The sequence below is a fragment of the Streptomyces sp. NPDC031225 genome (genome assembly GCF_055570355.1).
The window spans coordinates 136,044-148,961 of record NZ_JBVIHJ010000017.1 but is presented as its reverse complement, the minus strand read 5'-3'; the positions used below and the strand labels follow the sequence as shown (position 1 = coordinate 148,961).

General features: G+C 72.8%; 11 protein-coding genes. 7 read left to right on the top strand and 4 right to left on the bottom strand.

The genetic code is table 11. The annotated features are described in order from the left end of the window. Window positions 1-24: 24 nt before the first annotated feature. Both ACZ48Z_RS27700 and ACZ48Z_RS27695 read left to right on the top strand, forming a co-directional pair. Window positions 25-1,890: a serine/threonine-protein kinase gene (locus tag ACZ48Z_RS27700; RefSeq protein WP_468738595.1), complete on the top strand. Its 1,866-nt coding sequence runs from the start codon at window positions 25-27 to the stop codon at window positions 1,888-1,890. A gap of 13 nt (window positions 1,891-1,903) precedes the next feature. Further along, window positions 1,904-2,080 (top strand): hypothetical protein, encoded by a 177-nt coding sequence (locus ACZ48Z_RS27695; RefSeq protein WP_031053721.1) that lies wholly within the window; start codon window positions 1,904-1,906, stop codon window positions 2,078-2,080. Window positions 2,081-2,127: 47 nt separating this feature from the next. Here ACZ48Z_RS27695 and ACZ48Z_RS27690 read toward each other — a convergent pair whose 3' ends face one another. The 4 genes from ACZ48Z_RS27690 to ACZ48Z_RS27675 are packed head-to-tail and all read right to left on the bottom strand — an operon-like array spanning window position 2,128 to window position 6,153. After that, complete coding sequence (locus ACZ48Z_RS27690; RefSeq protein ID WP_468738594.1) at window positions 2,128-3,333, bottom strand: sensor histidine kinase; 1,206 nt, start codon at window positions 3,331-3,333, stop codon at window positions 2,128-2,130. Beyond that, window positions 3,330-5,042, bottom strand: coding sequence for a sodium/solute symporter (locus tag ACZ48Z_RS27685; RefSeq protein ID WP_468738593.1), 1,713 nt, complete (start codon window positions 5,040-5,042; stop codon window positions 3,330-3,332). Before ACZ48Z_RS27685 ends, ACZ48Z_RS27690 begins: the two co-directional genes overlap by 4 nt. After that, entirely contained in the window at window positions 5,039-5,407 is a 369-nt protein-coding gene (locus ACZ48Z_RS27680; RefSeq protein WP_468738662.1) for a hypothetical protein, read from the bottom strand. The genes ACZ48Z_RS27685 and ACZ48Z_RS27680 overlap by 4 nt, the downstream gene beginning before the upstream one ends. After that, window positions 5,404-6,153, bottom strand: a complete 750-nt coding sequence (locus tag ACZ48Z_RS27675; RefSeq protein ID WP_468738592.1) for a LytR/AlgR family response regulator transcription factor — start codon at window positions 6,151-6,153, stop codon at window positions 5,404-5,406. Before ACZ48Z_RS27675 ends, ACZ48Z_RS27680 begins: the two co-directional genes overlap by 4 nt. A 78-nt stretch (window positions 6,154-6,231) precedes the next feature. Here ACZ48Z_RS27675 and ACZ48Z_RS27670 point away from each other — a divergent pair, with 78 nt between their 5' ends. From ACZ48Z_RS27670 to ACZ48Z_RS27650, 5 genes are all read left to right on the top strand, one after another. Then, window positions 6,232-6,720 (top strand): Lrp/AsnC family transcriptional regulator, encoded by a 489-nt coding sequence (locus tag ACZ48Z_RS27670; RefSeq protein ID WP_468738591.1) that lies wholly within the window; start codon window positions 6,232-6,234, stop codon window positions 6,718-6,720. A 151-nt stretch (window positions 6,721-6,871) separates the two neighbouring features. After that, on the top strand, window positions 6,872-7,696 hold the full coding sequence (ddaH, locus tag ACZ48Z_RS27665) for a dimethylargininase (RefSeq protein WP_468738590.1): 825 nt from the start codon (window positions 6,872-6,874) through the stop codon (window positions 7,694-7,696). Beyond that, the gene (gene rocD / locus ACZ48Z_RS27660; RefSeq protein WP_468738589.1) at window positions 7,693-8,913 is read left to right on the top strand and encodes an ornithine--oxo-acid transaminase; all 1,221 of its coding nucleotides are present in this window, start codon (window positions 7,693-7,695) and stop codon (window positions 8,911-8,913) included. Before ddaH ends, rocD begins: the two co-directional genes overlap by 4 nt. Window positions 8,914-9,069: 156 nt before the next feature. Then, window positions 9,070-11,520: a SpoIIE family protein phosphatase gene (locus ACZ48Z_RS27655; RefSeq protein ID WP_468738588.1), complete on the top strand. Its 2,451-nt coding sequence runs from the start codon at window positions 9,070-9,072 to the stop codon at window positions 11,518-11,520. 91 nt (window positions 11,521-11,611) lie between these two features. After that, window positions 11,612-12,844 carry a PP2C family protein-serine/threonine phosphatase gene (locus ACZ48Z_RS27650; RefSeq protein ID WP_468738587.1) on the top strand — a complete coding sequence of 411 codons (1,233 nt, stop codon included), beginning with the start codon at window positions 11,612-11,614 and terminating at the stop codon, window positions 12,842-12,844. Window positions 12,845-12,918: the final 74 nt, after the last annotated feature.

Below are 12,918 nucleotides of genomic sequence, written 5' to 3'. Positions count from 1 at the left end.
CCCGCAGAACCGGAGAGTCACCGGATGCCTTCAGGATCACCGACGTCGGGAGTGGGCCGGGTCATCGCCGGCCGGTATCTGCTGCTGAACCCGCTCGGCAGCGGCGGCATGGGCCATGTGTGGCTCGCCCACGACCAGAGACTCGCCTGTGAGGTCGCGCTCAAGGAGATCGTGTTCCGTGACCCGGTCGAGGCCGCCGACGAGCGGGAGGCCCGGGTGGCCCGGGCCCGCGCCGAGGCCCGGCACGCGGCCGGGCTGCGCGGCCACCCGCACGTGGTGACCGTGCACGACGTGCTGGAGCACGACGGACTGCCGTGGATCGTCATGGAGTACGTGGCCGAGGCCATGGACCTGCGCGACCTGGTCGACGCGCACGGCCCGCTCGCCCCGGCCGAGTGCGCCCGCATCGGCCTGGCCGTGCTGGACGCGCTGACCGCCGGGCACCAGCGGGGCGTGATGCACCGGGACGTGAAGCCGGCGAACATCCTGCTCGCACCGGACCGCTCGGGATCGCCGTACGGGCGCGTCCTGCTCGCCGACTACGGCATCTCCGTGCAGCCGGATGCCGGGGAGACCCGGTACACCCTGGCGTCGGTGCTGGTGGGCACCTCGGGCTTTCTGGCGCCGGAGCGTGCCACGGGCGGGGCACCCACCCCGGCCGCGGACCTGTTCTCGCTGGGCTGCACGCTCTACCACGCGGTGGAGGGCGTGGGCCCCTTCGAGCGCGAGTCGCACCTCGCCGAGGTCACCGCGGTCGTCATGGACGAGCCGCGTCCGGCCGTGCGCGCCGGTGCGCTGGGTCCCGTGCTCGGGGCGCTGCTCGCGAAGGACCCGGACCGGCGGCTGTCGGCGGCGGAGACGGAGGCCGCGCTGTCGGAGATCGTGATACCGCAGGCCGAGCCGTACGCCCGGACGCAGACCGACCTCGGTTCCCAGCCGCCCTGGGCGGCGGTGCGGGTGCCGCCGCCCGCACCGCCGGTGAACGGGCACCGGCCCCCCACCGGGGCCACGCCCTTCGTACCCCCGCCCCAGCAGGGCGGACGTCGGCGGCGGGAGCGCTCACACGCCCTGCGGGCCCTGCTCGCCTGCGGACTCGGGCTCCTGCTGGCCCTGGGCGGTGTGTGGTACGCCATGGCCGACCGGTCGCCGGACAGCGGCGGCCCGGGCGGGACCGTGAGCGCCCGGCAGCCGTACGGCGAGGACGTCGGGCTGTCGAAGCCGTTGCGGGACGGCGACTGTGTCATCGCCGACTGGCCGGGTTCGGAGCGTTTCCGGGGGACGCCTCGGCTGAAGCCGGACCCCACCTGCGCCACGGCCCCGGACGGCCAGGTCACGGGGTTCGCGGCGGCGGCCTCGGCAGCGGAGGCGCGGCGGACGGGGGCGGTGAAGTGCGAGGAGCGGACGCGGGAGATCCGGGAGCGGCTCGCGGACGTCCGTAGCCAGGCCGTCGTGCCGACCGACGGGGGCTTCGAGGCCGCGGGCCGGCGCACCGCCTGTCTGGTGCTGGGCGCGAGCGGGCCGCTGTACGGGCCGATCGGCTCGCATCGCGCACTGGGCTCGGCGTTCGCGGACACGGCGACCATGCAGCGGCGCGACTGCCTGGACGTGCGCACCAACCGGGACGCACGGCTGGTGTCCTGCGCGGGCTCCTACGACGAGCAGGTGCTCGGATTCACCCGACTGGCCCCGGACGTCACGCTGCCCGAGGCACGGACCGAATCGGACACGGCGTGCGCGCGGGACGTGCCGCCGGGCGACTACGGCTTCGATCCGTCCGTCTACACGGCGGGCTCCTGGACCAGTGAGGGTCCCTGGAAGAACGGCACTCATTTTGTCGTGTGCACCGTCCGCAGGCAGAACGGGGGCACCATGGAGGGAGACGAATCCTGAGGAGGGTGTCGCGATGCCCGGTACCGGTTCGACGGACGGCTCGACCAGAACGATGGGGGTGCTCACCGTCGGCGGACTCGTCGCGGTGACGGCCTACACGGTGGCACTCGGCAGCAACGGCTGGCTGTGGTTCGGCTGGGTCGTGCTGGGCCTGATCACCCTCGGGATGGTCGCCACGCGCAGCACCTGAACCAACAGCACCGAACCCGCAGCACCTGACCCTGCAGCACCTCGGACTCAGCCGTCGCCGAGACGGCCCGCCGAGTGCACGCCCGGCTGGTACTTGGGCACCCGGGCGGTGATTTTCATGCCCGCGCCCATGGCGGTCTCGATGACGAGGCCGTAGGAGTCCCCGTACACCTGGCGGAGCCGGTCGTCGACGTTGGACAGTCCGATGCCCCCCGAGGGGCTGACCTCGCCGGCGAGGATACGGCGGAGCAGGACCGGGTCCATTCCGGCGCCGTCGTCCTCGATGACGACGAGGGCTTCGGCGCCGGCGTCCTGGGCGGTGATCTGGAGGTGGCACTTGTCGGCCTTGCCCTCCAGGCCGTGCTTGATGGCGTTCTCCACCAGGGGCTGCAGACACAGGAACGGCAGCGCCACCGGCAGCACCTCGGGGGCGATCTGCAGGGTGACGGAGAGGCGGTCGCCGAAGCGTGCCCGCACCAGCGCCAAGTAGTGGTCGATGGCGTGGAGTTCGTCGGCGAGGGTGGTGAAGTCGCCGTGCCTGCGGAACGAGTAGCGGGTGAAGTCGGCGAACTCCAGGAGCAGTTCGCGGGCGCGCTCGGGGTCGGTGCGGACGAAACTGGCGATCACCGCGAGCGAGTTGAAGATGAAGTGCGGGGAGATCTGGGCCCGAAGTGCCTTGATCTCGGCCTCGATCAGCCGGGTGCGGGACTGGTCCAGATCGGCCAACTCCAGTTGGACGCTGACCCAGCGGGCGACCTCTCCGGCGGCGCGGACCAGGACGGCCGACTCACGGGGCGCGCAGGCGACCAGGGCGCCGTGGACGCGGTCGTCGACGGTGAGCGGGGCCACGACGGCCCAGCGGACCGGGCAGTCCGGGGTGTCGCAGGTCAGCGGGAAGGCCTCGCCGCGGCCGGTCTCCAGCGGTGCGGCGAGGCGTTCCATGATCTCGGTGCGGTGGTGGCCGCCCACGCCGTCCCAGACCAGGACCTGTTTCTGGTCGCTGAGGCAGAGCGCGTCGGTGCCGAGCAGGGAGCGCAGCCGGCGGGCCGACTTGCGGGCGGTCTCCTCCGTCAGCCCGGCCCGCAGCGGGGGTGCGGCCAGGGAGGCGGTGTGCAGGGTCTCGAAGGTGGCGTGTTCGACGGGGGTGCCGAGGCCGCCCAGGTTCTGCGGGCGGGCCGTGCGACGGCCGAGCCAGAAGCCGGTGGCCAGCAGCGGGAGGATCGCCACGCACAGGCCCGCGAGGAATCCGCTCACGCCTTCACCTCCGTCCGCAGTTCCTCCGGCAGATGGAAGCGGGCCAGGATCGCGGCCGTGCCCGCCGGTACCCGGCTCGTGGTGGCCAGGGACACCAGCACCATGGTGAGGAAGCCGAGCGGTACCGACCAGAGGGCGGGCCAGGCGAGCAGGGCGTGCAGGGGGCCGGTGGCCGGGAACCCGGCCATGGTCGCGGCCACGGCGACGAACGCGGAGCCGCCGCCGACGAGCATGCCCGCGGCGGCGCCGGGCGGGGTCAGCCGCCACCACCAGATGCCGAGCACGAGCAGCGGGCAGAAGGAGGAGGCGGAGACCGCGAAGGCCAGGCCCACGGCGTCGGCGACCGGGAGACCGCCGACCAGGACGCTCGCGGCGAGCGGCACGCACATCGCGAGCGCGGTGCCGAGTCTGAAGTGCCGTACCCCGCGCGTCGGCAGGACGTCCTGGGTGAGCACGCCCGCCACGGCCAGCGTCAGTCCGGAGGCCGTGGACAGGAACGCGGCGAAGGCGCCGCCCGCCACCAGCGCGCCCAGCAGGTCGCCGCCGAGGCCGCCGATCATCCGCTCGGGGAGCAGCAGGACGGCAGCGTCGGCGTCACCGGTGAGGGTGAGTTCGGGGGTGTAGAGGCGGCCGAGGGCGCCGTAGACGGGTGGCAGGAGGTAGAAGCAGCCGATCAGGCCGAGGACGGCGACGGTGGTGCGGCGGGCGGCGACACCGTGCGGGCTGGTGTAGAAGCGGACGACGACGTGCGGCAGGCCCATGGTGCCGAGGAAGGTGGCGAGGATCAGTCCGTACGTGGCGTACAGGGGCCGTTCCTCGCGGCCCGCGGCGAGGGAGGTCGACATGCCGTCGCTGGTGCCGCGGTCGGCGGCGGGGACGGTGGTGCCCTCGGCGAAGGTGAGGCGGGTGTCCTTGGCGATGTGGTGGGTCCCGGCGGGGAGTCGGAGCTCTTGGTCCTCGTGCGGGAGGCCGTCGACGGTGCCGCTGACCGTGACGGTCAGGGGGCTCTCCAGCTTGAGGTCGAGGCCGGAGTCGACGCGCACGACGCGCTGTTCGCGGAAGGTGGCCGGTTCGTCGAAGGCGTGGCTGGGGGCGCCGTCGCCCTGCCACGCCAGGATCAGGAAGAGGGCGGGGACCAGGAGGGCGGTGAGTTTGAGCCAGTACTGGAAGGCCTGCACGAAGGTGATGCTGCGCATGCCGCCCGCGGCGACGGTGGCGACCACGACCACCGCGACGATCACTCCGCCGAGCCACTGGGGCGCCCCGGTCAGCACGGTCAACGTCAGTCCGGCGCCCTGGAGTTGGGGCAGCAGATAGAGCCAGCCGACGCCGACGACGAAGGCGCCCGCGAGCCGGCGCACGGCCTGGGAGGCGAGCCGGGCCTCGGCGAAGTCGGGGAGGGTGTAGGCGCCGGAGCGGCGCAGCGGGGCGGCGACGAACAGGAGCAGGACGAGGTAGCCCGCCGTGTAGCCGACCGGGTACCAGAGCATGTCCGGGCCCTGGACGAGGACCAGGCCCGCGATGCCCAGGAAGGAGGCGGCGGAGAGGTATTCGCCGCTGATGGCGGCCGCGTTGAGGCGGGGGCCGACGGTGCGGGAGGCGACGTAGAAGTCGGAGGTGGTGCGGGAGATGCGCAGGCCGAAGGCGCCGACGAGGACCGTGGCCACGACCACCAGGGCGACGGCGGGCACCGAGTAGCTGGGGTTCATCGGTCCTCGACCAGGCGCACGAAGTCCCGTTCGTTGCGTTCGGCGCGGCGCACGTACCAGCGGGCCAGCAGGACGAGTGGGGCGTAGAGGCAGAAGCCGAGGACGGCCCATTCGAGGCGGTGGGCGTCCGGCATCGCCGCGAAGAGCAGCGGCAGCGGGCCGACGAGCAGTCCCAGGAAGGCGAACGCCGCGAGGCCGGCGCGCAGTTGGGTGCGCATCAGGGTGCGGACGTAGGTGTGGCCGAGGGTGGTCTGTTCGTCGATCTCGGTGCGCGGCCGGTAGTAGCCGGAGGCGGGGCGGCTGCGGCGGGGCGGGCCGGTGACGACGACGCGCCGCTCCACGGGGTCCTGGTGCGGCACGGTCAGGGCCTCCTCATCAGCAGGTCCCGCAGCTCGCGCGTGTGGCGGCGGCTGACCTGGAGTTCCTCGCCGCCGACGAGGACGCTCACCGTGCCCGCGTCCAGGCGGAGTTCGCCGATGTGGCGCAGGGCGACCAGGTGGCGGCGGTGGATGCGGACGAAGCCGCGGGAGCGCCAGCGCTCCTCCAGGGTGGACAGCGGGATGCGTACGAGGTGGCTGCCCCGGTCGGTGTGCAGCCTGGCGTAGTCGCCCTGGGCCTCGACGTGAGTGATGTCGTCGACGGCGACGAACCGGGTCACCCCGCCGAGTTCCACGGGTATGTGGTCGGGGTCGGGTTCGTGCACGGGGATGCGGGGCGCGCTGCCGAGGCGTTCGGCAGCGCGGCGGACGGCCTCCGCCAGACGTTCCTTGCGGACCGGTTTGAGGACGTAGTCGACGGCCTTGAGGTCGAAGGCCTGGACGGCGAAGTCCTCGTGGGCGGTGACGAACACGACGAGCGGCGGCTTGGCGAAGCCGGTCAGCAGCCGGGCGAGGTCGAGGCCGTCGAGGCCGGGCATGTTGATGTCGAGGAAGACCACGTCGATCGCCTCGGGCCCGTGCGGTCCCGACTCCAGGGCGCGGTTGATGCGGCGCAGCGCCTCGGTGGCGTCCCCGGCGCCCTCCACGCTGCCGATCCGGGGGTCGGCGCTCAGGAGGTAGAGCAGTTCCTCCAGCGAGGGGCGTTCGTCGTCGACAGCCAGGGCGCGCAGCATGAACCCGGAGTGTAGGAGTAATTCGTACGACTGGACATGTGCAAAGGCGCGGACGTCCCCGCTGGATACAGTGCCGACATGAACAGCAGGCCCACGCCGTTCGACGAGCTCGACCGGAAGATCGTCACCGCGCTGATGGCGAACGCCAGGACCAGTTTCGCCGAGATCGGCGCCGCGGTCGGGCTGTCCGCCACGGCGGTGAAGCGGCGGGTGGACCGGATGCGGGACACGGGGGTGATCACCGGGTTCACGGCCACGGTGGAGCCGTGGGCGCTGGGCTGGCGCACCGAGGCGTACGTCGAGGTGTACTGCGAGGGCGCGGCCCCGCCGCGGCGGCTCGCGGAGGTGGTGCGCAACCATCCGGAGATCACCGCGGCGATGACGGTGACCGGGGGCGCGGACGCGCTGCTGCATGTGCGGGCGCGGGACGTGGAGCACTTCGAGGAGGTGCTGGAACGCATCCGGGTCGAGCCCTTCATCCGGAAGACGATCAGTGTGATGGTGCTGTCCCATCTGCTCCCGGAAAGCCCCGAGGCGGGCGCGAGTCAGCCCGCGCCTGACGCGTAGTCGGCAAACGCAGCAGACCTGCGTTTTCCCGGCCGAACACGCAGCGTTCCTGCGCAGACACGCAAGCCATGTTGCTTGTCGGGCATGCCGGTCACTTCCTACCGTGGTGTCAACCCTCAGTAGACACCGCAGGAAGCGGAGGAACCCCTCTGTGTCCGACTCCCGTGTGCAGCGCCAACGGCGTTTCCTGGTCTGCGAACCCAGACACTTCGCCGTGCAGTACGCGATCAACCCGTGGATGCATCCCGACACCCATGTCGACGTGGATCTCGCTCACGAGCAGTGGCGGACGCTGATCCGTGCCTACGAGAACCACGGTCACACCATCGATGCCGTGGAGCCGGTCCCCGGTCTCCCGGACATGGTCTTCGCCGCGAACTCGGCGGTCGTCGTCGGCGGCCGCGTCTTCGGCTCCCTCTTCCACGCGCCCGAGCGGCGCCCCGAGTCCACGCACTACGACCTGTGGTTCAAGACTGCGGGCTACGACGTCCACCGTCCCGTGGCGGTCTGCGAGGGCGAGGGCGACCTCGTCTGGACGGGCCGGTACGTCCTGGCCGGAACCGGGTTCCGGACGACTCGCGAGGCTCACCGCGAGGTGCAGGAGTTCTTCGGCCACCCGGTGATCAGCCTGACGCTGGTGGACCCGCACTTCTACCACCTGGACACCGCGCTGTTCGTCATCGACGACTCCGCCGAGGGCAACAACATCGTGTACTACCCGGAGGCCTTTTCGCCGGGCAGTCGCGAGGTACTCGCACGGCTGTACCCGGACGCGGTGCTCGCGACCCGTGACGACGCCATGGCGTTCGGCCTGAACTCCGTGTCCGACGGCCGGCACGTCTTCATCGCCCCGCAGGCCGAGGCCCTCGCCGTGCGCCTCGACGACCACGGCTACGTCCCCGTCCCCGTCGACCTGTCCGAGCTCCACAAGGCCGGCGGCGGCATCAAGTGCTGCACCCAGGAGATCCGCTCATGACCGCACCCGTAAGCACGCGTTCCTCCGCCGATCTCATCAGCGCCGAGGAGCCGGTCCTCGCGCACAACTACCACCCGCTGCCCGTGGTCGTCGCCCGTGCCGAGGGCACCTGGGTCGAGGACGTGGAGGGCCGCCGGTACCTGGACATGCTGGCTGGGTACTCCGCCCTCAACTTCGGCCACCGCCACCCGGCCCTGATCGAGGCGGCCCACCGGCAGCTGGACCGCCTGACACTCACCTCACGGGCCTTCCACAACGACCGGCTCGCCGAGTTCGCGGAGCGCCTGGCCCAGCTGACGGGGCTGGACATGGTGCTGCCGATGAACACCGGCGCGGAGGCGGTGGAGAGCGGCATCAAGGTGGCCCGCAAGTGGGCGTACGAGGTGAAGGGCGTCCCCGCCGACCAGGCCACGATCGTGGTCGCTGCGGAGAACTTCCACGGCCGTACGACGACCATCGTGTCGTTCTCCACGGACGAGACGGCGAGGGCGGGCTTCGGCCCCTTCACGCCGGGCTTCCGGGTGGTCCCGTACAACGACCTCGCGGCGCTGGAGGCGGCGGTCGACGAGACGACGGCCGCGGTGCTCCTTGAGCCGATCCAGGGCGAGGCGGGCGTGGTCATCCCCGACGACGGCTACCTGGCCGGGGTGCGGGAGCTGACCCGCCGCAAGGGCTGCCTCTTCGTCGCGGACGAGATCCAGTCGGGCCTCGGCCGCACGGGCCGCACGCTGGCCGTCGAGCACGAAGGGGTCGTCCCCGACGTCCTGCTCCTGGGCAAGGCGCTGGGCGGCGGCATCGTCCCGGTCTCAGCGGTGGTCGCCCGCCGTGACGTCCTCGCCGTACTGCGCCCGGGCGAACACGGCTCGACCTTCGGCGGCAACCCGCTGGCGGCGGCGGTGGGCACGGCGGTGGTCGAGCTGCTGGAGACGGGCGAGTTCCAGCGCAGGGCGGCCGAGCTGGGGTCGGTCCTGCGGGACGGCCTGGCCGGCCTGGTCGGCAAGGGCGTCGTCGGCTTCCGCGCCCGGGGTCTGTGGGCGGGCATCGACGTCGACCCGGCGATCGGCACGGGCCGCGAGATCAGCGAGCTGTTGATGCGCGAGGGAATCCTCGTCAAGGACACCCACGGTTCGACGATCAGGCTGGCGCCTCCGCTGACGATCACGGCGGAGGAACTCGGTTCGGCACTGGGAGTGCTGGCAGAGGTACTGCGCCGGTAACCACCCGGGGGCGCGGGGAACTGCGCGGTCAACCCACCACGCGCCTGCGCCCGCCACCCCACCGTTCCGCTCCTCCCCGTAGGCGCACTCCCGACGTACCGGGTGAAGATGATGCGAAGAGGTGATAGACCACTCTCAGCGACAGAGAGGTCGTCCGTGGGCGCACAGGAGGAGCACGACACCGCGCGGCACCGGTTCGACGTGGCCGATGCCGCTCCCCTGCTGCTCGACGCCCACGGGACGGTGACGGGGTGGACCAGGGACGCCGAGCGGCTGCTGGACTACCCCGCCCCCGAGGCCGTGGGACAGAACGTCGCGGACCTGCTCACCCCCGAGGACGCCCGCCGGCTGCCGGAGATCACCGCGCGGTGCCGGGCCGACGGGAGTTGGGCGGGGCTGCTGACCGCCCTGGACAGACGGGGCGGGCCGGTCCGGGTCATGGTGCGGATCACGGTGGCCGACGACTGCGACGGCTCCACCCGCTGGCTGGTGCTGCTCTCCGAGATGGCGCAGGCTCCCGGCTGGGACATGAGCCGCCCGGTGCTGGAACAGATGGTCAGCCGCTCACCGATCGGTATCGCGATCGTGGACACGGACCTGCGCTGTGTGTGGTCCAACCCGGCCCTGGAGCAGTTCGGCAGCGCCCCGGCCCCGCAGCGGCTGGGACTGCGGTTCGCGGAGATCCAGCCGGGTCTGGACGCCGAGGCGATCGAGGCGCAGATGCGGCGGGTGCTGGAGACCGGTGAGCCGATCGTGGAGTACGAGCACGTCGGCCGGGTCCGTTCCGCCCCGCACCGGGAGACCGCGCACACGATGTCGTTCACCCGGATCGACGACGACCGGGGCCACCCGATGGGCGTGTACTACACGGTCGTCGACATCACCGAGCGGCACCGGGCCCGGCAGCGCCTCGCCCTGCTCGACCGGGCCGGCGAGTACATCGGCCGCAGCCTGGACATCCGGAGCACCGCGCAGGAGCTGGCCGACGTGGCCGTACCGGCGCTGGCCGACTACATCACCGTGGACCTGCTGGAGTCGGTGCTGCGGGGAGCTGAACCCACCGCGCAGGTGCCGCTGCTGCGGGCCGGGCAGCAGTCGGTGAACGAGGGTGTCCCGGAGGCCGTCGTCGAGGTCGGCGAGGTCGCCGCCTACCGGCCCGGCTCACCCCCGCTGCGCTGTCTGGCCTCGGGCACCCCCTGGCGGGAGGGGCGCCTGGATCCGCTGGCCGCGGAGTGGGCCACCGACATTCCCGGCGGACGGCAGGCCACCTTCCTGGAGCTGGGCCTGCACAGCGTGATGATCGTGCCGCTGCGCGCCCGGGGGGTCACACTCGGCGTCACGACGTTCTTCCGGCGGCACCGGCAGGAACCCTTCGACGAGGACGACCTGAACCTCGCCGAGGACCTGGTCTCGCGGGCGGCCGTCTGTGTGGACAACGCCCGGCGCTACACCCGCGAGCGGGAGGCCGCGCTCGTCCTGCAGCGCAGCCTGCTGCCCCACCGGCTGCCCGAGCAGGACGCCGTGGAGGTGACCGCCTGCTACCGGCCCGCCGACGAGCTGACCGGCCTCGGCGGTGACTGGTACGACCTGATCCCGCTCTCCGGGGCGCGGGTCGCCCTGGTGGTGGGCGAGGTGCCCGGGCACGGCATCGGTGCCGCCGCCGCCATGGGCCGGCTGCGGACCGCTGTGCGGACGCTGGCGGCCCTGGAGCTGCCTCCGGAGGAGGTGCTGGGGCATCTCGACGACCTGGTCGCCCGTGCGGCGCGCGAGGAGGGCCCGGACGCGGCCTCGGCGGGGTCCGGGGAGGACACCGACAGCGCGCAGGCGGTGGGCTCCGGCTGTGTGTACGTCGTCTACGACCCGGTCGACGGACAGTGCGCGATGGCCTCCGCCGGGCATCCCGCGCCCGCCGTGATCCTGCCCGACGGCACGGTCGCCTTCGTGGACCTCCCGCAGGGCCCGGCGCTCGGTGTCGGAGGCCCGCCCTTCGAGTCGGTCGAGCTCGTCCTGGCGCCGGGCAGCACGCTCGCCCTGCACACCGACGGTCTCCTCGCCCGCGGCGAGGAGTGGGCCGCGGACACGGGCCGGGACCGGCTGCGCGAGGCACTGGAGCGCCCGGCGCCCTCGCTCGACCTGCGCTGCCGGGCCGTCGTCGACGCGCTGTCCCCGGACCGGCCGCACGACGACGTGGCCCTGCTGATGGCCCGCACCCGGCTGCTGGGACCCGGGCAGGTCGCGGACTGGGACGTACCCGTCGACCCGTCCCTGGTCGCCGAGGCCCGCAAGACGGCGTCACGGCAGCTGGCGGAGTGGGGCCTGGAGGAGTTCGCGTTCACGACGGAGCTGATCGTCAGCGAACTGGTCACCAACGCCATCCGGCACGCCGTCGGCCCGGTCAGGCTCCGGCTGATCCGGGAGCGGTCGCTGCTCTGCGAGGTGTTCGACAGCGGCGCCACGGCTCCCCATCTGCGGCACCCGCGCACCACCGACGAGGGCGGCCGGGGTCTGCTGCTGGTCTCGCAGTTCGCGCAGCGCTGGGGCACCCGGTTCGTACCCGAGGGAAAGGTCATCTGGGCCGAGCAGTCGCTCCAGGAGCCGGCCGACTGACGGCCGGGCCCGCAGGCGTACGCGCGAATCACCCCTGCAATCCCCTCATACCGTGGGAAAATGGTGTGATCCCGGCGGTGAGGCGGCAGTCATGTCCGACAGACCCAGCGACACCGACTATGCGGCCGTGTTCCAGGCACTGCCCGGCATGGTCGCGCTGCTCACTCCCGACCTGGTGTACGCGGACGCCAACGAGGAGTTCCTGCGCACGGCCGGGCGCCGCCGCGAGGAGGTCGTGGGCCACTATCTCTTCGACGTCTTCCCGGACAACCCGAACGACCCCGCCGCGTCCGGCGTGCGCAATCTGGCCGCCTCCCTGCGCCGGGTCCTGGAGACCGGTGAGCGCGACTCCATGGCCCTGCAGCGGTACGACGTTGAGGTGCCCGGCCGGCCGGGGGCGTGGGAGGAGCGCTACTGGAGCCCGTGCAACGCGCCCGTGTTCGGCCCGGACGGCACGGTCGAGCTGCTGGTGCTCCGGGTCGAGGAGGTGACCGAGCTGATCCGGGCGCGGGGCGGGCAGGACGGCGACCGGTCGCGGGTCCTGGAGGCCGAGCTGTACACCCGCGCCCGCGAACTCCAGGAGGTCAACGAGCGGCTGCGCCGGGCCCACGCCCGCGACCGCGAGGTCGCGCTCGCTCTCCAGGAGGCCATGCTGCCCGCGAGCCGGCAGGCGGTGCACCGGGCCGCCGTCCGCTACCGGCCCGCGGTCGGCGCGCTGAACGTGTGCGGGGACTGGTACGACCTGGTCGACCTGGTCGGCGGCCATCGCGTCGGCGTCTCCGTCGGCGACGTGGTGGGCCACGGGCTCGCCGCCGCCGGGGTGATGGGCCAGCTGCGCAGCGCCCTGAGCGCCGCCTCCCGGGTGGCCGAGGGCCCGGCGCAGGCTCTGGACGTGCTGGGCCGGTACGCCCATGTGGTCGACGGAGCCGAGTCGGCGACCGCGGTGACCACCTTCATCGACCTCGACCACCGCACCATCACCTACAGCAGTGCCGGGCATCCGCCGCCGATGCTGGTGCACGCCGACGGCCGGGTGGAGTGCCTGGACAAGGCGACCGACCCGCCGCTCGACGCCCGCCCCGACCCGGTTCCCCGGCCGCAGGCCTCGACCACGTTCAGCAGCGGCGCCACCCTCGCCCTGTACACCGACGGCCTGGTGGAGCGGCGCCACGAGGACATCGACACGGGCCTCGCCCGGCTCGCCGACTCCCTCGCCCGGCATCGCGAGGACGACCCCGAGACCCTCGCCGACGCGGTCCTGCTGGAGCTCCTGCCGCCCGGCGGCGCCACCGACGACACGGCGCTGGTCATCGTGCGGCTGTGAACGCGAGGGAATGCCATCGTGGAGCTGAGGCGGCCGGCGCGAACCGGACCGGGCCGGCGGTCGGCGCTGTTCCG